The following is a 19,506-nucleotide window of genomic DNA, read 5'->3' as shown; positions in this document are numbered from 1 at the left end:
GTGCAGGGTGTGGGGTGTGGGGTGTGGGGAGAATAAATAAAAATAATCTCCCGTCTCCTAACTCCTAACTCCTGACTCCTGATAACTGATAACTGATTACTTCCTCAGCAATTCTTCGGCATTTTGCAGAATTTCGAGGACTTGTTCCGCACTAATCAAGCGTTTTAGCACCACTTGCCCGATGGTAGGGACAGTATCGGCAATTTCGGCACTCTTGGGGGCAACTTCCACCATAATCACGGCTTCTTCCACCTTATAAAGCCATAAAACCTGTTCTCCCTCTAAAATACCGATATTTAATCGCTCTATCTGCGGTGGTCGTCGCCAACTACTCGCATGGTCCCACAAACCACCAAATTCCCACACCCGTCCTATTGTCCAACCTGCCGTTAAGAAAAAATATTTCACTTTGTTACTCAATCTAGAATCAATCTCTAGCTTTCTGGCTTAATTAGTTTTCAGCCGTCAAATTTTATCAGCTTTTTAGCCCTCAGCCATCAGCCAGAAAAGACAATAGGCAATAGGCAATAGGCAATAGGCAAAAGTCAGCTTTGTTTTCCCTGCTCCCCGCTCGTCAATTCATAATTCATAATTTATAATTCATAATTCCCACTCCTGTCTCCTATGACGGCTAATAGCTAGTTAACGTCCCGTTAATTTCACCACCCCAATGCCCCCAAAGTATAGACCCAAGACCGCTCCTGCTAACAGGGATTGGGTGAGAGGATCTGTAGAAGGGGTTAAAATCGCGCCTAAAATCACCGCCCCCAAAACCACGAAACGCCAACCCGATAACATCGTTTGCGAGGAAATAATGCCTAAAAAGCTCAAAATCAATTGAATAACGGGAATTTGAAAGGCGATGCCGGTACTAAACAGTAAAAGTAAGACAAATTCAAAATAGCGCTCGATCGACCAAGCTTGTTCGACCACTTCCGCCCCATAATTGACAAAAAAGTTTAAAGCGGCGGGAATCAGGGCAATATAGGCAAAAAATAAACCAGCAAAAAATAAAACACTCGATCCTAAGACTACCGGGACAATTAAACGCCGTTCGCGACGGGTTAACCCCGGCAGCACAAAGAGGATAATTTGTAAGAGAATAACGGGACTAGCCACCAGTATGCCGCTATATCCAGCTACTTTTAGGGAGACGAAAAAAAATTCTCCCGGAGCTAACTGCAAAAATTTTACCCCTTGGGCGGGAACTTCCAGCACTTGTACTAGGGGTTTAACGAAGATAAAACATCCCACCGCACCCACAGCCACGGCAATTAAACTATAAAAAATCCGCCGCCGCAACTCCTCCAAGTGGTCAAATAAGGACATTTCCACTTCTCCGGGTAACTCATCGAGGAATTCAGGACTGTCTGGGGGTGGGGTTTTTACTTCTGTCGATGACATGGCTTTGGCTCGATCGTTCTCTACTCAAGCCTTTATCCTAGCATTGATAACCCTTAGCTATTAGCCGTCAGCTATCAGAATCATTCCAACACCGTCGGGTTTGCTCGGTGACAGGTTGCCAATCGAGTTTGAATTAAGTGGAAAATTCTCCCTGATAGCGATCGCACTATTCTCAGGGTTCAGGTGGAATCTGTAACTGCAAGTCTTCAATCAGTGACGGGATTTCAGCCTGAACCACATCCCATACAATATTGAGGTTGACATCATCATACTCATGTACTAACCGATTTCTCATTCCATTGATTTCTTGCCAAGCAATGTTGGGAAAGATCTGGCGGGTTGTTTCGGAAACTCGTCGGGCGGCTTCGGCAATCACCAATAGCCGTCGAATGACTGAATCTTGAAGCTGCACATTGGCAACGAACTCAGCTTTTGAGCATTGAGCCGTGTAGGTTATGATCAGTTCTGCGGATTGCAGCATATCAAGCAGGAATTGAAGATCCCGTTGCATAAATCACCTGGGCAGAGGAAAGAATTTCGTGGCGGCGTAAATAGTTACGGCTAGTTTCAATCCCTTGGCGGGTAATCAGATCAATGTCTCGGTGAAACATCGTTTTTAATTCTGCTTCCATCTGATCCAGGCTGCTGAAGGTGGGATGTGCCTCTGGGTGAAACTGCACCATAATATCAATATCGCTGTCCGGGCGAAAGTCATCGCGCAGGACAGAGCCGAAAAGGGCAAATTCGGTCACTTGCCAGCGTTGGCAGAAATCAGCAATTTTTTCTGTCGGCAGATCGATCGCACCTCTCAAGCGGGCGACTGCCGCTGCCTCGGCTAAATCCATTGCTTGTTGGTGAAACGTTTGAATCTGGCTCATTGAAGTAAGGCTCCTCCAGGATTCTGTTTTGTGCTAACGACAGAGATCGGGCGACTGAACTCTACCACAATGATACAGGCTGGCAACCCTTCTGGGTCAGATGCACCAGTTTGTTCGATTTTCTGCTTGACTCTGGCATTAATTTTACTGCGATTGCCGTTATTGCCCCACAGAAACTAGAGGATCAATTTTACCTTAAATGTCGGCTTGAAGGAACCCTCGGTTTTACCTCGGAGATGAAAGGTTAGGCCAATATAAAACAGCACTTCGACAGGCTCAGTGTCCACACTTCGACACATTTCGACAAGCTCAATGTAAAGGCTCAGTGACACGAAGCACAGCTAAAAATAAGCGACCCTGTTGCAATTCTTGCCCCTCTATTTTAACCTAAAAATTGGGAATCTTCGCTAACACTCCTCAACTCAACCCACCAGAGCAGCATCGCACTTTAACCCACAGTTTCAATAAATGTGCATGGTGCGTTCCCCAAAATCGATCGGTGGAGCAGTGGGAGTCACATTAGGGAACGCACCCTACAGCTATGGCTAGAGACTATGACAAAGGTTTAATTGTCACTAATCCCCCAGCAAAACCCTGAATATTCAACTCATAGCCCTCAAGTAAACCCATACCAACTAATGGCTCTGTCTCTGACTCATTGATTTCAATAGATTTGATCTGACCATCCCAGATCACAGTTGCCTCAAATACGTTAAACATACAGAGGCTTCCATCGCCCAAGATTCCCTCTTCTTGCATATACCACGTTAATCCTAGGGTTGTAATGATAGCGGAAGGCAACGTGAGAAATCCAGTGTAACCAGTGTCAATAACTGCTTTAATCTCTTCGGGTCTAATTCCCCGCCGCTCGCGGCGTATAATAGAAAAATGAGTGAATACATCCATAAGAGCCATAATGTAAGTGTTTTGCTATATCATTTAGTGTTCCCAGCCAAATATCGTAAAGCCGTTTTCGACGAACAGGTAGATAGCTTGTTAAAAGAAGTCTGTCTAGAGATGGAAAAACGATATGAGATCAAGTTTGTAGAAATTGGAGTGGATAAAGATCATGTGCATTTTCTGGTGCAATCAGTACCGACCTATAGTGTGACAAGGATAGTGACAATGATTAAAAGTATAACGGCGAGAGAAATTTTCAAAAAGTGTCCTCAAGTGAAAAAGCAGTTGTGGGGAGGAGAGTTTTGGAGTGATGGATATTACGCAAGTACGGTAGGAAAGCATGGGGATGAAGGTATGATAGCGAGATATGTAAAAGAACAAGATAAAGAATACCTGCAGCTACACCAAAATCTATAATTGAGTCTATTTTGATTCTGATACCCCGTCCGCTTGCGGCGGGGTAGTTCATTCGCTTGCCTCTGGTGATTTTCGCCTAGCACTACGAATTGAATAATTGCTTCTCGGCGCGAATTGACGCTCCCCATCATCATGGGGACACACTGGGGGAACGAAAGCCAAAACGATGGACGGCACGATGTCCAATGCGAATACCAAATATTTGTGCATCAGGAAAACGTATTAACAGTTGTTTAGCAGCTGTTAGGCTGTCGTCAGCCACTTCAAAAGCCCCTGTTTCGATGTCTATTGCTACAATCTTCCCATGATTGCCCTCCTCGATTTGGGAGCGTACCTGAGACTCATAGACTTCGTGTCCACGTCGGGCAAATTCTTCTTTGCTGTAGCGGGGTTGTCGAACTGTCATTGAAGCGACCCTGTTGCAACTTTTGCCCCTCTATTTTAACCTAAACATTGGGAATCTTCGCTAACATTTCTCAACTGGTCTAACCAGAGCGGCATCGCACTTTAACCCACAGCTTCCATCAATGTGCATGGTGCGTTCCCCAAAATCGATCAGTGGAGCAGTAAGAGCCACATTAGGGAACGCACCCTACAGCTTGGCTTTGCTAAAACCAATCCATAGGATAGATAAGTTAAATAATTCTTCGAGAAGCTCACTGTAAGATCGCTAAAGGAATTTTTTAAATTAATCAATTTCAATCATATTACTTACTTGCTCTTGGGTAGCAGAGCCGTCAAGTAACTGTTCAAAGAATTGATTTAGCGACACGTCAATATTAGCTTTTCTGGATCGAATTGGATTTTGCTCTAATTTCTCGCATAGTCTTTTAGATTGAGCATAAGCATGAGAACCTTGCTCAACAAAGTGAGGATCAATTTCACGAAAAGTAAGTAGATAAATTAGAGAAATTAGTGCATCTCTTAGATAATTGCGATCTCTAGAAACATTTAATGTAAGGCAATGGCTTAATATCTTTATGAAGTGCTGACTAAAAACTTCGAGCGATAAGCAATCACTCTCAGGGTTTGCATACCACAATAGTATCCTTGCGTATCCCCAAATGTAATCATCTACTTTATAAAATTCTCTTTGATGATATTGAGATATTATATTAAATAAATCCCAAAAAGCTTTTCTTCTTTGATTAGTACATGACATTCTAGCAATATTGTGTAGGTGAATACTATAGATATTGCGAATATTTTTTGGTAGTAAATTTCCATAATAAATTTGATCTGGATAATACAGAAAATCTAGATTTAGACAATTTGAAAACGCAAAACTTTTTCCTAAAATCTGAAATATGTTTTTATAAATATCTCTATGATTAGATTTTATATTTTCCAGAAACTCGTTTATTCTCTTGTCAATTTTTTCATAATTTTTGGTAAAATCTTCTAGATTATGATTTTTATCTTGGTCATCTATTACATACACATCTAATCCATTGTTGCTTTCGTTCTCAATATTGCTATAGTTATTAATAAGATTTAGAAAAGAGCGAGTAACCGAAATTAGAGAATCAATATTATTTTGGCTTGCTGTATCTGTAATATATTCATTTATTGTTCGAGTAAAATATGATAAAGTTATTGGAATTTGAATATCCTGTGTTTTAAGAATATTAATGAATCTTTGTGATTTGTTGTTGCGAAATGTCAGAATTGCTTGTATTGAAATAAAGCCTAATGTATCTGAGATTGCGAGTTCTTCACGATCAATTAATTTAGAATCAAGTATCCGATCATAATTATCTAATATTTCTAACTTGGGCATAAGACCTGGCTTGAGGCGAAAGCGAATTTTTATGTCTAGATTAGGAGTCTGACCAAGGTATTGATTTTCAATTTTGTAAATTTGCTCTACACCTGTTTCGTTATCTAAAAACGGCTCGTCATTAATCCGAAATGGTAGAGTTACATCCTTAGTTCTTAGTGGGAAATTCTCTTCTAATTTTCCATCTTTTAGGTATTGACCATATATAGTAGCTTCTTGTTCTCCTTCATAACAGGTTTCTTCTGGCAGACGAATTTCGATCTCTTCACCTGCTCTTCTTACAAAGAAACTAATACGATCTAAATGTTGTCCATATAATGCGAAGTTATTCCCTAGCTTTCGTTGCCAGATTTTGGAGAAATTATTGACACTAAGATCTAAGACCAGTAAGTTTTCGTGAAATTGTTGCTCTAATACTCTTTTAACGCTGGGCAGTTTCGCATAACTACTGAGTAAAACAAAGTGATAGTTTGGGGTTTCACTGATAACTTTTTTTAGATCTGCGATAGGAAAGTGGCGATAAATTATACCCTCAAGATCTATTCGAGATAGATTATAGGAATAGAAACGATGATTAATTTCTATAATCAAAGAAATATACTCGGAAGAAGTAAATTCGATAACCTTATTTTGGAAAAGATTAATTTTTTTGATGTAGTTGGCAACTTCTAAAAGATTATTTGGATTAAGTTTTAAGTCTTGGACGATTTGTTTAGCGATCGCTAAACAAATCGAATTGTATATTTTCTCGTAAGACTGAGATAGTTTGAGAGCATCATATTTTTTAATCGATCGCGTATCAATAATCGGAATAGGATAGGGAGCGTTACCGTAATTTTGAAATGTGAGGGGAGTAATTTCGGATGGGGTAAAGCTATCGAAATCGTAAATAACTAATGGTTTATCTGAGTGAGTAAATTGCTGTAGTTGTTCTACATAACTCCAGTAGCGATAGACATTGGCATAGATATAACGGGATTGAAGCGATCGCAAAACCAGTGAATTTGCTTCTCTAACAATAAATATTTGGTCTGAGGAATTATCGGGCAATGTTAGACCGATATTTTGTTGTGGTAATTGACTCTTGCGCGGGGTGAGAATTGTGGGTTGAGCGATCGTGATTGCGGGAATTGGTAAAAATGACTGAGATTGGTGACGGTTACAAAAATCTCGATACGCTAAAGGCAAACCGTTTGGATTGGGAATTAAATTGGCGGGATCTTCTGCAAATAAATGGGCGTATTGGCAGCATTCAAGATAGGATTCAAGATTGATTAGCTTAGTCATGGTTTTAGCGTAGGTTTTGAGTTTGTTGAGTGATCAGTTTAATTTCTTGAGGATCGGTAGTTTTGTAAGTTAAATCTAGTAGTGGATGGGGACGAAATGCAAAATCTTGGGAACCGATATAAGCCACTTGAGAGCCAATGATAATGATTTTGGCATGAAGATTGGGGATTCGCCTAGCTTGTAAGGTTGTAGCATTGTAACTTCCATAAAAAATGCGATTGTGAGGGTTAGTCAGCAAATTAAGCTGTGGTGATAGCGGTTGAAAGTTTCTTGTGTATATGCGAACTTCTTGTCCAGTAAATTTTTTGAGTGATTTGGATAGATCCTGTTTAAAAGTATGGTGATCGAGAAAGCGATCGCTCTGAGGTGGAGAACCGCTAATGGTTTCAAGACTTTCGTTACAAAAGCCATTAGGTGAAGGTATAGATTGAGATGTGGTTTGGTGCGTCCATAGGTAGCGAAAATATTCAACAAGAAACTGATGTTCTGATGTATTCTGCCATAGCATTCCTGCTTCTCCGTTGCGTTCGAGACTACCTCCTGTCAGGTTACAGGAACCCAGATAAGCTGATTGTTCGCTAATGTAAGTTTTGATGTGGAAGTTACCACTTCTAAAACCTAAGCCAGCTTTTCTCAACATTGCTAAACACTGGCGCTTTTTGAGATCCGAATTAGCATAATCTGGATCGCTGACTCTTTGACCATCCATATTACTATCGACTCGATCTTGCACCTCATTACTAAAATCTGTGAGAATCCAAATAGGGATTTGTTTTGATTTTTCGGCAATCATTTGTAGGATCGCTTGATCTTCAAGGCGATAACTACAAATCAAGAGAAACTTCTGAGCTTTAGTAATTAATTCTTCTAAAGTTTGACGATGAATACCTCTACCAATTTTTATGTCTGTTTTAGCTGGGATATTTGTGATAGTTAAATTAGGAATGCGATCGCTAATAATTACTGGTTCAGGATATTGAACACGATACTCATTAACAAGCCTTTGAACAGTTTCCGTAATGTCATCCCTAGGAAAATTATTTTCAGACTCATTGCGGAGAATATAAATTGCTCTCTGTAAAGCCTGATCTAGCTCCTTAGGTTGCAGCCATGCCGTACAATCATTAGGCAATGGAATAGCAAATAGTTCAGGATTGTTACTGCGAAGTGCAAGATTTAGAACTTCTAGGGGGTGATTTTGTCTAAATTGTCGTAAGTTATTAATGGCTTCAGTTCGGACATTTTGGATTACTGGATTAGAGACATCTTTGAGTAGAATCTGATAAGTCCCTTCACAACGATCGCCAAAATCGTTAGGAATTTGTGGATCGTCAGGTTCTAGGTTACTGGTTAGCTGTGTATTGACAAAGCGGTATAGGAATTGCTGCGATCCCAAACTATTGGGATTTTGAAGCAAGGGGCGTAAAGTTTGATCGGCAAGTAGAGGTATTCGCCCTGACGTTTGCTGCATCAGATGAGTAACAGCATTAATGGGTAAGAAATTGAGCCCGAAGGATTGATGAACTGCGGGTAAGTGATAGCGTTTTTGGTCGGTAGCGATCGCCCGACAATCTGTCAATAGATTGGCTAACGATGTTTGAGCAACTGTGCGCCCATCATCAGCGAGACGTTCGTAATAACCTGTAACTTCCCAAAAGATTTGCATCATTTAATCCTCCTTAATTGCAATATCTTAATTGCAATATCTCTTACAAAATGGAAATCAGAGCCTAGAGCATTAAAGGTATTTTGATAATATTCCCAATCACCAATTATGGTAATTTTATCCCTAGCTCTCGTTAAAGCTAAACGTATATCTGTTAAATTAGGCTGGCTTGATTCAGATTTATCACAAACAATCCATAAAGTTTGACATTCTTTTCCTGTCCAATCTTGAACAGTGCTAATATTCGAGTGGGACAAATAGGGGATTTGTTGTAGGCGATCGCGTAGCTCTGATGAAAAAGTGAGAACACTAGACTGTTGATCAGGAAAGCTTTCTAGGGATTGCTGTAATAAATTAGGGATTTGTTCAGCAGTTGTGATCTTGAGCCAATTTAAACGATGTTCTCCTTGAGATAGTGGACTGTGCTTGTGACTAGATGGTGTGTAAGGCGTTGGTTGCATTGGATATAATGCGGGGAAAATCTTATGAGCTAAATCGGGATGAAGTCGATGATTTTCTGCTAGTTGTAACCGATAGGCGGGGGATAGATTTTGAAATAGTCTGCTGAATAGATTTCTGGGTTCTGTTAATTCTCCAAGTAATAGGATTTTCTTAGCGCGGGTAGCGATCGCTTGCAATGTTGAGTCATTAAGATAGTGACTATCTTCAACAATGACTAAATCAAAAGTTCGCTCTCCTAAAATCGCTAATTGATTGCTCAGACATAATATCGGTGCTTTGATATGAGGTAAAGCCGCATCAAGGATTTGCTCAATGGCATGATCCGACAGCGTTGTATAGTCTTGATGCAGACGCTCTCTTTGTTCCAATAAAGTTTCTGATTTGCTTAGTCGATAGACTAAAAGCTCTTGCCGTTTTGGATGAATATTAGGAAATATTTCGGCGACTGCTTGGGTTAGTTTTTGGATTTTTGCTAATGAATCTTCTTCACGAAGTAACCTTAGCCAAAATTGGCGATCACTCTTTATTTGTAATTCTTCAAAGAGCGAATCTTCTAGCCAATTGGGAGGTAAAAAATCTAGTTTAGGTTTAGCGACTTGTTGCCTGAGCCATGTCTTCACATTTTGGCGATAGTCACGATCGCTGGAAATTTGTAAAGGTGGTAAAGGAAGGTTTTCGTAACGATTGAAAGTACTGGCAAAGGGAACAACAACTAAAGTAGATCGTTGATGGGCGATCGCAGTTTCCAGAGATGCTAATGCAATTTCCGTTTTGCCACTGGCGGGTGTACCTGCGATCGCTACTAGAGGAGCATTAGACAAGGCAAGTTCTACTGCTTCTCTTTGCTTCTTACGAAAGGGAAAAGAACTCATAGAATCAGGTAGATTTAATTCAGCGCGTTCTCGAATAAATCTACTTGGCTCACTCAGTACAGTTGTGATTACTTGAAGGACTAAACTCATGTTATCCATCCCCCAAAAGCTTCACAGAATTGATTAGTTAAAAATGTCATTCCTTCTTCAAGACTTTCATCAATAGGATTGGGTAATTTCCATATTTTTATCTGACTATTGCTTGCCGTTGTATCATTAATTACAGAAAAATTTTCATATAGATAAAGGCAAATTACCTCCGGTTGATCCCGTGCCATTGATTTTAAAATTGCATTGCTTGGCTTATACCAAAAAATCCAGATTGGCAATGGCAATTCATAGTGCTTTGGTCTTTCTAATAAATTTGTAGTAAAGAATTGCATCTTTACTTTTAGTTCTAAATCCCCTGACTTGGGGTTAGTCGGGTGAATAATTTCAAAAGTAAAAGCCGCCGTTTGTAATATGCAATCAATGATTAGTGGTGAATCCATCAATAAATACCGACCATAGTTTGGCACACCTGAAACATTTACCGCTGCAGTAGGACGAATATAACTTCCCTCAATATTTAACAGCGCCGCAACTAATAGAACTGTTACCACATCTACTAACAGTCCTTGACGGAAGCCCCAAATATTTTCTTTTTCACTTCGCCGCTTTAAATAATCGAGATAGGCTTGATAGAAGCTGCGATAGATGGGATTTTGTTGTAAGACATAGTTAGGTTTGATTGCGAAAACATCGGTACGGGGAATAGTTTGTACGCTTGGCTCTTGACGAAAGCGATCGATAGCTCTTTCTAAACGTTCAGCCTCTCCTATTCCTTTATATTCTCCACATTCGCGATGTAATAGATTGCAAAAACCTTTAAGAAAGCGATTTTCGGGGGTATTAAAGTTTTGATAGCGCTGAATTCCCATTAGCTCTTGTCTTGCCCCTGCTTTTTCGAGCGCATCATGTCCAGGTCGGCGGACATAATCTCTTAAACAGTAAGCATCCATTTCCTGAATGCGTCCAAGGGGGATCATTTCTGCTTTGCGATTGAGTTGCGATCGCAATTTTGGCGCAATTATTTCTAATTTATGACGTAGTTCATAGCGACGGTTGAGAGCAAGCACTAACGGTAATTGTGCATCTTCTTGACTTAAATTAACTAAAATTTGTGGAATATTAATTAAAAAGCATGGGGATTGTGAACTATGTTTATCCTCTCCCAACAAAGCATCAAATAGCCCGATAAATAGAGCGATCGTATCGGCTGTTATGTGATCATATCGTTTATCAAGCTCTTTTCTTAATTCCTCAACTTCGTTTTCATCATTACTAATTTGTGTCGCATCTAATACTTCATCTGCTAGATTTAACTCAACTATTGATCCTGTTTTTATCTCAATATTAAGCTTCTGAGCAATTGCCTTTTGTTGTTCCCAGTCTGTAATTTGCACCCAAGGAAAGCCAATTTCATAAACCCTAGGTTGTCGTTGCATCAAAATTGGATATTGTTTGGTAATCTCTTCGTCATCTTCCAATACTAAAAAAGGGCGATCGCTTCCGCGCAATTGAGGTAATCCATTTAAATAGGGCTTATCTTGCAAATAGTCGGTAAGGGTAGCGTAAATTAACATTGGTTGATGACCTCGATTGTTGCAAATTGATTTTTGTAAATTCAACCTCAATCTTGGGGATACACCATACCTTTCCATTGGAATTGTCCATACTGCCCCTCACGCGCTTTCTTAAAAGCTCGATTGAGTGGCTCATCATTAAGTTGCGACAGTAGAGATTCCATCTTATCCAATGCTTCTTTTACATTTTTTTCTTCAACCATTACCCCGCGTAGTTTTGGTAAAAGCTTCTGGCCAAATTGGTCGGCGATCGCCTGATTACGAACCTCATTGCGATCGACATTAGGATAATTACAAACATATTTGGTAAATGCCTGAAACACCCGATGAGCAAAAGGACGACCTAATGATTCCATAATGTCATTGGCTTCATCTACATAGTGTTTAACTTTTTCGACTAAATCAGGGCTTGGCTCTTTTGTCCATCCCTGAAAAGCATCCCAAGGTAAATACTCGGTGGGAATTGCTGGCTTACTTTGCTTACTACCGCGCAATTTGAGTTCAGGGGGACGACCAAATGTCAGCACGTTGGCACGGTCTAACACTTTATCAGAAAGCATTTGCGTAGTTTCATCTTCATTCATTGTGCCAATAAATAAAAATTCTTCAGGAATGAGAACTTGCTTTTGGTGATCCTCTAGCTTTAAACTCCCTGCTTCTAAATCTAGATAAGTCCTCTTATTTCTTCTTGTTTCCAATTTAGAAAGAAAGTCGCTGAAGTAATATTCAACCCTTGCTAAATTCATCTCATCCAACAAAACCAAAACTATTCTTCCCTTCAACTTCTGATGTCGCTGGTGTTGATATAGATACTTCATCAAATCTGTTGGTTTATATTTCTTCTCAATGTAGTTATAGAAACCTTGCAAATCTTGTGGCGAGTCCCATCGCGGCTGCACAGGCAGCATAACCAGAGGCGCACCCACAAACTCAGCATAAGCTTGGGGCAATTCACTCTTACCCGTACCGCTAATCCCCGCCAAAATCACCAAGGCAGAAATATCCTGTACCTTCAAAGAAGTATGGAAAGCATTAACGATACGTTTAGGGAAAATCAAACCCTTGTCGCTCAAGTATTTTCTAAAGGCTGCTAAAAATTCGTTCTCACTAGCAAAGTTGCGCGACTGGTTTGCCTCTAGTTTAATGGGCATTTCTAGGGCTTGAAAGGCTTGTTTTATACCAGTTTCAATTTCTTCAAGTTCTCCCTTAGCTTTGCGGATTTCCTCTTGAATTCTCCTTAGTTCTTGAGACTTACGAGAGATTTCATCCTCTAACAAACCTTTTTCAGAATTTAATTGTTCGATTTCACGTTTTAAGCTGTTTAATTGAGAAAGTTTGATACGCAAGTCTGCTTTTAGTTTTTCGATTTCTACCCGCAGTCCATCAACCTGCTGGGCCTTTGCCTCCATTGTGCCGATTTCTGCCAAAATGCGATCGCGCTCTTGTTCAAGCCGAGGAATTTCTGCCTGTAAATGCTGCTGTTTAGTTTCTAGATTTTGAGCATCTGTACGCAGAGCGTCATAGGTACTACGGAAAAGTTCTAACTCTGCCGCTTGCTGATTGAGTTCGCGTAATCGTTCAGTCAGTCTTTTGACCTCTTCTTGCTTCTGCAAAAACTGCGAAGTCACCTCTTGCAAACCATCGCGTTGCTTTTCCCGTTCCGCAATCTGATCAATGACTGCCTGTAAACGCCCTTTATTTCCATCAATCTGTGTTTTTAATTCACCAATTTTCTGCTGACGTTGTTCCAACTCTTCTAGATTAGGGGGATTTTGCTGAACTAGCCTCACCCTTTCTTGTAAATCTTCTTCCTGTTGTTGAAGTTCGCTGACGTTTTGTCGCAATAATTCTCGTTGCCGTTGCAAATATTCTAGCTCTGCCCCAAAAGGTAAAGCTCGTTTTTGTCTTTCAATATCTTGCTTTAGCCGATCGCGTTCCTGTTCAAGCTTACCTTGTTTACTAGACTGTGACTGTATCAGCAAAGCAGATGTCGCAAAACCACTTGCCCCAGTTGCGATCGCTGCCACACCAGACTGAAGCCCCGAACCCCCAGATGCAATCACGACACCGCCAACAACAACGCCCGCAGCGATCGAAGGAATGTGAGATAACAATAGATTCACAGATCTTACTGATATTTTTTCTGAAACCAATTATACCAGTTCTTACTTATATTTGATGAAATATGTAGGCATAACGACCAAGCTCACCGGCGGCAATGGAGCGCAGCGGAATTGCCGTCCGAGTGCAGCGCCTTGTTAGCCCGGTTTTCTACATTCAACACCGAGGCAATTATCCCACCTGCCTTTGTCTTCTACTGCATTAAAAAAAGGATCAGACGAATCACCGAAGAAGGCCCTTCTTATCTCAATGAAGCCGGCATCTTTAAGCTCTGCCGCAATAGACTTGTAGTCCCACATCCAAAGGTGCTGCGAATTTCCAAGCCAAGTGGTAATAATGCTTTTAAGTCCTCTCGCTCGACTTTCATGACCAAGGTACGTTTCTCTCATGAACTCTGATGCTGCTTCAGCCGATGTATTTTTATTGTATTTAATTATTGAATGTTCGAGATCAGGCAACACAAGGCGAAAAATGCCATTTGGGCGCAAAATTTCTTTTGTATTACGTAGAGCAGCACGGAAATCGCCAAGCGAAAGATGTTCAAGAATATGAGAACAATAAACACCTGCGCATGAATCCGGCGAAACTGGCAAACCCTTTACAATGTCTCCATACTCTACATTGCTTGGGAATCGAGATTGATTTTTCGTATACAGACGACCTATGAGAGGCATTCTTTCACAGGGTAAGCGCATCTTAACAATCCTTGACAAAATGAACTTTATGTGAGTTGCTTACCCAGAGAGCGATTCAGGCATATTTGAGGAGAATTGGCTATCTCAATTGTTAAGCAAAAATCGACCAAATGTGAAGATTTCGTAACTATTCTGATTGACTGGTATCACCTGAAATGCCCACAGAGCAAGCGGATCACAAAATTGGCCAATTGTCAATAGCTTTTGAGATGCTCTCACCCTGCATTCTTTCAAAGCGCAGAGTTGGCGAAGCGTCAAAATTTCGCCATTGACTAGGCGCAGACCATCCGCAGCCATATTGAACATACTTGCTTTCGTTCATCTTCGTGGTTTCCTTATTTTGAGGGCTAACTAAATATTATAGGTCAACTTTCTGCATAACACTCTCTGGGATAACGATATGGGTCAACCTTCTGATAATATATAACTCCATTTAGGCGTGATATACAGAAGTTTTCCCCATATCACTCTCAAAAGCGTGTTAGCCAGATTAGCATATTGCCAAAAACCTTGTTGGCTCTCTTATTCTTTGTGTGATAACTTTAACTTATATAGTAGTGATCGATCTCTGTGTCCTTTGTGTCTCTGTGGTTCGTTCCACGATCGCACTGTTCGTAATTTAAATTGCTTGTTGAGACGAGGCAAGAGGCAAGAGGCAAAAGGTAACAGTAAAGCGATTGGGGGACGTTAGGCTAATCTAAGAATAAGCGGTTTAAATGCGTCTTAGCTTAATTTTGTATTTGAATTAATATATCCGTATATGTAAAACATAGAATTTTCTTCATGGTATGGTATCTTTAATTCTATTAAAATTTGTTTTAATTCATTGTAAACAGATTTATAACCATCGTTTAACAATTTTCCCCTAGTATAATAATATTTGGGATTAATTAAAATCCATTCAATAGCATAAAATGGTAGTATTCCTTCACTGTAATCTCCCAAATAATAAATTGGATCGTTGAAATCCTCTGGATATGGCAAGTCAGATAATAGGTTTTTTATTTGATATGGCGGCAGAAAGTTTAAAAGTTTTATCCTATCAATAAGTTTCATCCACTTTGTATCATTCATTACAGATACAAGTCCATTTTCAGATACTCTCATGAGGACCCTTTCTCGAATTTTATTGAATGTATTCATGGTTTTATACCTAACTACATATTATAGGTCAACTTTCTGTATAATATTCTCCAGACTTAACGATATGGGTCAACCTTCTGTATATCACTCCATTTAGGCGCAATCATCAGAAGTCTTCCGTATGTCACCCCCAAAGAAAACTTTCTGTATAACACTCTCCAGAGTAAAGATATAGGTCAACTTTCTGCATAATACTCTATTTAGGCGCAATCGCCAGAAGTTTTCCCCATATCACCCCACTTCCCCGAACATTTGTCAAGACTCCCAGCGAAAAATCCGCGTTTGTTCACACAGCTTAATTAAGAGTTGTAACTTTTAATGAACAGGAAGGGAGTCTAGGGCTGAGAGCTTGCTATAGTGAATCCTAGCCGTTTTTTCACGGTTCGTCATTATCATCTCAGAGCCTTTACTCGTCTCAATCATCATCCCAGAGTAAAATCAATAATCCCTATGGTCAGCACGATCCAAAAACCAGAATTCGAGGAAATCCGTCCGGGTATAAAAGTTCCCGCTAAAGAAACGATCCTCACTCCCCGCTTCTATACCACTGATTTTGAAGCGATGGCGGAAATGTCGATCGCCGCTAACGAGGAAGAACTGAAAGCGATTTTAGAGGAATTCCGTACCGATTATAACCGGCATCACTTCGTTCGCAATCAAGAATTTGATCGCTCTTGGGAGCATATTGATGGCGAAACTCGTCGCTTATTCGTGGAATTTCTGGAAAGATCCTGCACGGCCGAATTTTCCGGCTTTCTTCTCTACAAAGAACTCGGCAGACGCTTAAAAAACAGAAATCCCCTCCTCGCAGAATGCTTTAACCTCATGTCCCGGGATGAAGCGCGTCACGCTGGGTTCCTTAATAAGGCTTTATCGGATTTTAACCTCTCCCTTGACTTGGGATTTTTAACCAAAAGCCGTAACTACACCTTCTTTAAACCGAAATTTATCTTCTACGCCACCTATCTTTCCGAAAAAATCGGTTATTGGCGTTATATCACCATTTATCGTCATCTTGAACAACATCCCGAAGATCGGGTTTATCCGATTTTTAACTTCTTCGAGAATTGGTGTCAAGACGAAAACCGTCACGGGGACTTCTTTGATGCGATCATGCGTGCGCAGCCTGATATTCTTAATGATTGGCGCGCTCGTCTCTGGTGTCGTTTCTTCCTGCTTTCGGTCTTCGCTACGATGTACCTCAATGATACTCAGCGTTCCGGTTTCTACGCCATTCTCGGTTTGGACGCTCGCGAGTACGATAAGTATGTGATCGAGAAGACCAATGAAACCGCCGGCCGCGTCTTCCCGATTGTTCTCGATGTGGATAGTCCTGAATTTTATGATCGCCTAGAAATTTGTGTTCGCAATAACGAGGGATTACGGGCGATCGATAGCGAAAACAGTGCCGCACCGGTTAAATTCCTGAAGAAATTGCCGATCTTCGCTTCTAACGCTTGGCAATTCCTCAAATTGTACCTGATGAAACCGATTCGGGTCGATAAATTAGCCGGTAGCGTCCGTTAAAAAGTTTGTTTTCTTGAGACATGGTGAGGGTGGGTCAAACCACCCTTTTTTTGTCGATAAAATTCTTAAGAAAATCCTCTAACATTTCTATCCTCGCTAGACTGGATCCTAGGGGTGTGAACTAGGTTTTTACTTTTTACTTTTCACTGTCAAAAATATGGCTATTTATAGTGAATTACCCACAGGACAACGTCTCTATCTGGATAATCAAGGGCTGCAGACGATTGTAACTCTCGCTAGTGGTGCTGTGGGACAACAACAGCAGTCTAGCAGTAGTTTTGCCACGGGAGTTTGGACAAAAGAACCCCAAATAGAGATAATTCCCCAAGGGGCAATTATTGAAATTATCACCGAAACCGGACCCCACAGAATCCAAATTCAAGGAACCAGTATCGGTTTTTCCTCTCCTCATACCTCTGGAGTTTCTCAGTCCTCTCAATCGACAACCGCTACCAGTTTCTCCTCCTCACCGATGCAACCAATGCAACCCATGCAACCGATGCAACCGATGAAAATGGGTAATATGTCGATGAATTTTGCTCCCATGGAAATGCAAATGGGAGATATGAAAATGAGTATGGGGGACGCAAAAACCGTCAGTAAAGCCCAATTTTGTAGTCAATGCGGGGCAAAATTAGCGGCAACCGATCGCTTTTGTAGTAGCTGTGGTCATCAGCTACAGCGATAAAACCTGTTTAGCTAAATCTATAACTCCTTTTCGGGCAAAATTCTCTTTATATTAATGGACTGGGGCGGTGAGTGAGCATCTAGATTGTAATATCAAGCCGTCCTAAAAAAACGGGGTTTCAGAGCCAATTTTTTGATGAACGATCAACGAGATATTAACAAACTCAACGCTGGCTCTGTAGTGTCAGTGCGAGGAAGCATCATTGATGTCTATTTTTCCCAAAGGCTGCCAGAGCTTCATAGCCAACTTCAGGCCGGAGAAGATGGCAGTGTAGCGATGGAAGTTGTGGCCCATCTTAACTCCCAACTGGTACGGGCCATTTCACTGAAGCCAACAGCCGGTTTAGCTCGCGGTTCTCCAGTCATCGATACGGGTCATCCCTTGCGAGTTCCAGTGGGCGAGAGGTTGCTCGGCAGGATGTTGAATATATTTGGGGAAACAATTGACGGACAAGAACAGATATCTGATGGAGAATGGCGTTCAATTTATGCAAATCCGACTCCCCTGTACGAGCGAACCACTAGCTCGGAGATTCTCAAAACCGGTATTAAAGCCATAGACGTGCTTGTCCCGTTGGAACGGGGGGGGAAAGCAGGATTATTTGGCGGAGCGGGTGTTGGCAAGACGGTTTTGATTACCGAAATGATTCATAATATCGTCAAGCAAGATCAGGGAATTAGTATCTTCTGTGGAATTGGGGAGCGATGTCGGGAAGCCCTAGATTTATACCAAGAAATGCGGGGGGCCGGGGTTTTGCAGAATACGGTGATGATCTTTGGGCAGATGGATGAACCGCCAGGGGTCAGATTTCGCGTTGGACACGCCGCACTGACGATGTCGGAATACTTTCGCGACACGGCTAAACAAGATGTCTTACTATTAATTGACAATATTTTCCGCTTTATTCAGGCTGGTTCAGAGGTATCGGGGTTGATGGGACAATTGCCCTCGCGGGTAGGGTATCAGCCGACATTAGCCACGGAACTGGCAGAGCTAGAAGAGCGGATTTGCAGTACGGCTACGGGCGCAATCACCTCCATTCAAGCAGTCTACGTCCCAGCAGATGACTTTACCGATCCGGCGGCTGTTCATACTTTTTCTCATCTATCGGCATCAATTGTACTCTCTCGCCAGCGAGCAAGTGAGGGGTTTTATCCGGCGGTGAACTTACTGCAATCGGGATCGAAAATGTTGATGCCGCCTATTGTCAGCGAGCAACACTATCGCATCGCCCAGGCAGTGCGGCAAACCCTAGCGAACTACGAAGAACTCAAGGATATTATTGCCATGCTAGGATTAGAAGAACTTTCACCGGCTGACCGTCAGATTGTAGCCAGAGCCAGACGATTAGAAAAGTTTCTCACCCAGCCTTTCTTTTCTACCGAACAGTTTACAGGAATGGCGGGTAAATTTGTCGAGCTAGAAGCGGCTTTAGCAGGATGCGATCGCATTCTCCAAGATGAATTTTCCGATTATCCAGAGAAGGCACTTTACATGATTGGCGCGATTGATGAGGCTGTAAAGCTATGACAGGCACGATGAAACTCCTAGTTATATTGCCCACCCGAATCCTATTAGAGACAGAAGTTATTAAAGTCACGGCAGAATCGGGAAGCGGTTGCTTTTGCCTGCTGCCCCATCACATTGATTTTGTCACTGCTATCTTGCCCGGATTGCTGTCTTTCACCACTCCTCAAGAGCAGGAAAGATTTATGGCCGTGGATGAGGGCATTTTGGTCAAATCTGGTTTTGACGTGCGGGTTTCTACTCGCCATGCTGTTGAAAGTGCCGACTTAGGATGCTTAAGAGAGGCGGTAGAAAAGCAGTTTCAAATCTTAGATGAGCGGGAAAAACGCACTCGCGTGGCTCTGACAAAACTGGAAGCTAACATGATCCGGCAATTTATCGAACTAGGAGGGCAGTGAGGAAACTAGACGAGAAATAATAGAAATATGGTTACTAAGTAGGTAGGCGTTAAAAATTGTCAGACACCCCCCTTATCAAGGGGGGCAGGGGGGATCGACACCCCCCTTATCAAGGG

Annotated in this window: 19 protein-coding genes and 1 pseudogene; 5 read left to right on the top strand and 15 right to left on the bottom strand. The window is 41.4% G+C overall.

All coding sequences use genetic code 11. The annotated features are described in order from the left end of the window. Positions 1-96: 96 nt before the first annotated feature. From IQ234_RS13230 to IQ234_RS13210, 5 genes are all read right to left on the bottom strand, one after another. Positions 97-408, bottom strand: coding sequence for a hypothetical protein (locus IQ234_RS13230; RefSeq protein ID WP_002749272.1), 312 nt, complete (start codon positions 406-408; stop codon positions 97-99). Positions 409-642: 234 nt separating this feature from the next. Beyond that, positions 643-1,404 carry a twin-arginine translocase subunit TatC gene (gene tatC / locus IQ234_RS13225; RefSeq protein WP_002770330.1) on the bottom strand — a complete coding sequence of 254 codons (762 nt, stop codon included), beginning with the start codon at positions 1,402-1,404 and terminating at the stop codon, positions 643-645. Positions 1,405-1,576: 172 nt separating this feature from the next. Then, a complete protein-coding gene (locus IQ234_RS13220; protein WP_228008519.1) occupies positions 1,577-1,885 on the bottom strand; it encodes a DUF86 domain-containing protein in 309 nt (102 codons plus the stop codon). A 1-nt stretch (position 1,886) separates the two neighbouring features. Next, positions 1,887-2,249 carry a nucleotidyltransferase family protein gene (locus IQ234_RS13215; RefSeq protein WP_185239748.1) on the bottom strand — a complete coding sequence of 121 codons (363 nt, stop codon included), beginning with the start codon at positions 2,247-2,249 and terminating at the stop codon, positions 1,887-1,889. 585 nt (positions 2,250-2,834) lie between these two features. Then, positions 2,835-3,188 (bottom strand): clan AA aspartic protease, encoded by a 354-nt coding sequence (locus tag IQ234_RS13210; protein ID WP_416209680.1) that lies wholly within the window; start codon positions 3,186-3,188, stop codon positions 2,835-2,837. On the opposite strand from IQ234_RS13210, the gene tnpA reads away from it, so the two are divergent. Then, positions 3,171-3,599 carry an IS200/IS605 family transposase gene (tnpA, locus tag IQ234_RS13205; protein ID WP_193957433.1) on the top strand — a complete coding sequence of 143 codons (429 nt, stop codon included), beginning with the start codon at positions 3,171-3,173 and terminating at the stop codon, positions 3,597-3,599. The genes IQ234_RS13210 and tnpA overlap by 18 nt on opposite strands. Positions 3,600-3,652: 53 nt before the next feature. On the opposite strand, the pseudogene IQ234_RS21820 reads toward tnpA, so the two are convergent. From IQ234_RS21820 to IQ234_RS13160, 10 genes and pseudogenes are all read right to left on the bottom strand, one after another. Continuing rightward, a pseudogene (locus IQ234_RS21820) lies at positions 3,653-3,733 on the bottom strand (clan AA aspartic protease); the annotation flags it as partial. Continuing rightward, complete coding sequence (locus tag IQ234_RS13200) at positions 3,730-4,005, bottom strand: hypothetical protein (RefSeq protein WP_002733756.1); 276 nt, start codon at positions 4,003-4,005, stop codon at positions 3,730-3,732. The gene IQ234_RS13200 and the pseudogene IQ234_RS21820, both read right to left, overlap by 4 nt. A gap of 282 nt (positions 4,006-4,287) precedes the next feature. After that, the gene (locus IQ234_RS13195; protein ID WP_193957432.1) at positions 4,288-6,666 is read right to left on the bottom strand and encodes a hypothetical protein; all 2,379 of its coding nucleotides are present in this window, start codon (positions 6,664-6,666) and stop codon (positions 4,288-4,290) included. 4 nt (positions 6,667-6,670) lie between these two features. Then, positions 6,671-8,335: a phospholipase D-like domain-containing protein gene (locus IQ234_RS13190; RefSeq protein WP_193957431.1), complete on the bottom strand. Its 1,665-nt coding sequence runs from the start codon at positions 8,333-8,335 to the stop codon at positions 6,671-6,673. Then, complete coding sequence (locus tag IQ234_RS13185) at positions 8,332-9,666, bottom strand: DEAD/DEAH box helicase family protein (protein ID WP_193957430.1); 1,335 nt, start codon at positions 9,664-9,666, stop codon at positions 8,332-8,334. Before IQ234_RS13185 ends, IQ234_RS13190 begins: the two co-directional genes overlap by 4 nt. Before the next feature lie 86 nt (positions 9,667-9,752). Next, positions 9,753-11,291, bottom strand: coding sequence for a DUF2357 domain-containing protein (locus tag IQ234_RS13180; protein ID WP_193957429.1), 1,539 nt, complete (start codon positions 11,289-11,291; stop codon positions 9,753-9,755). Positions 11,292-11,338: 47 nt separating this feature from the next. Further along, positions 11,339-13,444, bottom strand: coding sequence for an AAA family ATPase (locus IQ234_RS13175; protein ID WP_228008516.1), 2,106 nt, complete (start codon positions 13,442-13,444; stop codon positions 11,339-11,341). A 105-nt stretch (positions 13,445-13,549) separates the two neighbouring features. Next, the gene (locus IQ234_RS13170) at positions 13,550-14,107 is read right to left on the bottom strand and encodes a class I SAM-dependent methyltransferase (RefSeq protein ID WP_228008515.1); all 558 of its coding nucleotides are present in this window, start codon (positions 14,105-14,107) and stop codon (positions 13,550-13,552) included. A 175-nt stretch (positions 14,108-14,282) separates the two neighbouring features. Then, entirely contained in the window at positions 14,283-14,429 is a 147-nt protein-coding gene (locus tag IQ234_RS13165; RefSeq protein WP_193957428.1) for a hypothetical protein, read from the bottom strand. A gap of 401 nt (positions 14,430-14,830) precedes the next feature. Continuing rightward, positions 14,831-15,250: a DUF6678 family protein gene (locus tag IQ234_RS13160; protein ID WP_193957427.1), complete on the bottom strand. Its 420-nt coding sequence runs from the start codon at positions 15,248-15,250 to the stop codon at positions 14,831-14,833. Positions 15,251-15,700: 450 nt separating this feature from the next. Here IQ234_RS13160 and acsF point away from each other — a divergent pair, with 450 nt between their 5' ends. The 4 genes from acsF (at position 15,701) to IQ234_RS13140 (ending at position 19,390) form a co-directional block, all read left to right on the top strand. After that, a complete protein-coding gene (acsF, locus tag IQ234_RS13155) occupies positions 15,701-16,777 on the top strand; it encodes a magnesium-protoporphyrin IX monomethyl ester (oxidative) cyclase (RefSeq protein ID WP_044034844.1) in 1,077 nt (358 codons plus the stop codon). A gap of 157 nt (positions 16,778-16,934) precedes the next feature. Then, a complete protein-coding gene (locus tag IQ234_RS13150; protein ID WP_193957426.1) occupies positions 16,935-17,465 on the top strand; it encodes a zinc ribbon domain-containing protein in 531 nt (176 codons plus the stop codon). 135 nt (positions 17,466-17,600) lie between these two features. Beyond that, positions 17,601-18,995 carry a F0F1 ATP synthase subunit beta gene (atpD, locus tag IQ234_RS13145; protein ID WP_193957425.1) on the top strand — a complete coding sequence of 465 codons (1,395 nt, stop codon included), beginning with the start codon at positions 17,601-17,603 and terminating at the stop codon, positions 18,993-18,995. Then, the gene (locus tag IQ234_RS13140; RefSeq protein ID WP_193957424.1) at positions 18,992-19,390 is read left to right on the top strand and encodes a F0F1 ATP synthase subunit epsilon; all 399 of its coding nucleotides are present in this window, start codon (positions 18,992-18,994) and stop codon (positions 19,388-19,390) included. Before atpD ends, IQ234_RS13140 begins: the two co-directional genes overlap by 4 nt. Positions 19,391-19,506 lie beyond the last annotated feature (116 nt).

This window comes from Microcystis aeruginosa LEGE 91341 (genome assembly GCF_015206885.1).
Lineage (GTDB): Bacteria > Cyanobacteriota > Cyanobacteriia > Cyanobacteriales > Microcystaceae > Microcystis > Microcystis aeruginosa_H.
Note: the sequence above shows the minus strand (reverse complement) of the source record. Positions and strands in the feature narration are given on the sequence as shown.

What these genes read in the sequence shown, in the direction of transcription:
- tatC (WP_002770330.1), bottom strand. Translation starts at nt 1,404, where the DNA reads ATGTCATCGACAGAAGTAAAAACCCCACCCCCAGACAGTCCTGAATTC.
- IQ234_RS13220 (WP_228008519.1), bottom strand. Translation starts at nt 1,885, where the DNA reads ATGCTGCAATCCGCAGAACTGATCATAACCTACACGGCTCAATGCTCA.
- IQ234_RS13215 (WP_185239748.1), bottom strand. Translation starts at nt 2,249, where the DNA reads ATGGATTTAGCCGAGGCAGCGGCAGTCGCCCGCTTGAGAGGTGCGATC.
- tnpA (WP_193957433.1), top strand. Translation starts at nt 3,171, where the DNA reads ATGAGTGAATACATCCATAAGAGCCATAATGTAAGTGTTTTGCTATAT.
- IQ234_RS13210 (WP_416209680.1), bottom strand. Translation starts at nt 3,188, where the DNA reads ATGGATGTATTCACTCATTTTTCTATTATACGCCGCGAGCGGCGGGGA.
- IQ234_RS13200 (WP_002733756.1), bottom strand. Translation starts at nt 4,005, where the DNA reads ATGACAGTTCGACAACCCCGCTACAGCAAAGAAGAATTTGCCCGACGT.
- IQ234_RS13195 (WP_193957432.1), bottom strand. Translation starts at nt 6,666, where the DNA reads ATGACTAAGCTAATCAATCTTGAATCCTATCTTGAATGCTGCCAATAC.
- IQ234_RS13190 (WP_193957431.1), bottom strand. Translation starts at nt 8,335, where the DNA reads ATGATGCAAATCTTTTGGGAAGTTACAGGTTATTACGAACGTCTCGCT.
- IQ234_RS13185 (WP_193957430.1), bottom strand. Translation starts at nt 9,666, where the DNA reads ATGAGTTCTTTTCCCTTTCGTAAGAAGCAAAGAGAAGCAGTAGAACTT.
- IQ234_RS13180 (WP_193957429.1), bottom strand. Translation starts at nt 11,291, where the DNA reads ATGTTAATTTACGCTACCCTTACCGACTATTTGCAAGATAAGCCCTAT.
- IQ234_RS13170 (WP_228008515.1), bottom strand. Translation starts at nt 14,107, where the DNA reads ATGCGCTTACCCTGTGAAAGAATGCCTCTCATAGGTCGTCTGTATACG.
- IQ234_RS13165 (WP_193957428.1), bottom strand. Translation starts at nt 14,429, where the DNA reads ATGAACGAAAGCAAGTATGTTCAATATGGCTGCGGATGGTCTGCGCCT.
- IQ234_RS13160 (WP_193957427.1), bottom strand. Translation starts at nt 15,250, where the DNA reads ATGAATACATTCAATAAAATTCGAGAAAGGGTCCTCATGAGAGTATCT.
- acsF (WP_044034844.1), top strand. Translation starts at nt 15,701, where the DNA reads ATGGTCAGCACGATCCAAAAACCAGAATTCGAGGAAATCCGTCCGGGT.
- IQ234_RS13150 (WP_193957426.1), top strand. Translation starts at nt 16,935, where the DNA reads ATGGCTATTTATAGTGAATTACCCACAGGACAACGTCTCTATCTGGAT.
- atpD (WP_193957425.1), top strand. Translation starts at nt 17,601, where the DNA reads ATGAACGATCAACGAGATATTAACAAACTCAACGCTGGCTCTGTAGTG.
- IQ234_RS13140 (WP_193957424.1), top strand. Translation starts at nt 18,992, where the DNA reads ATGACAGGCACGATGAAACTCCTAGTTATATTGCCCACCCGAATCCTA.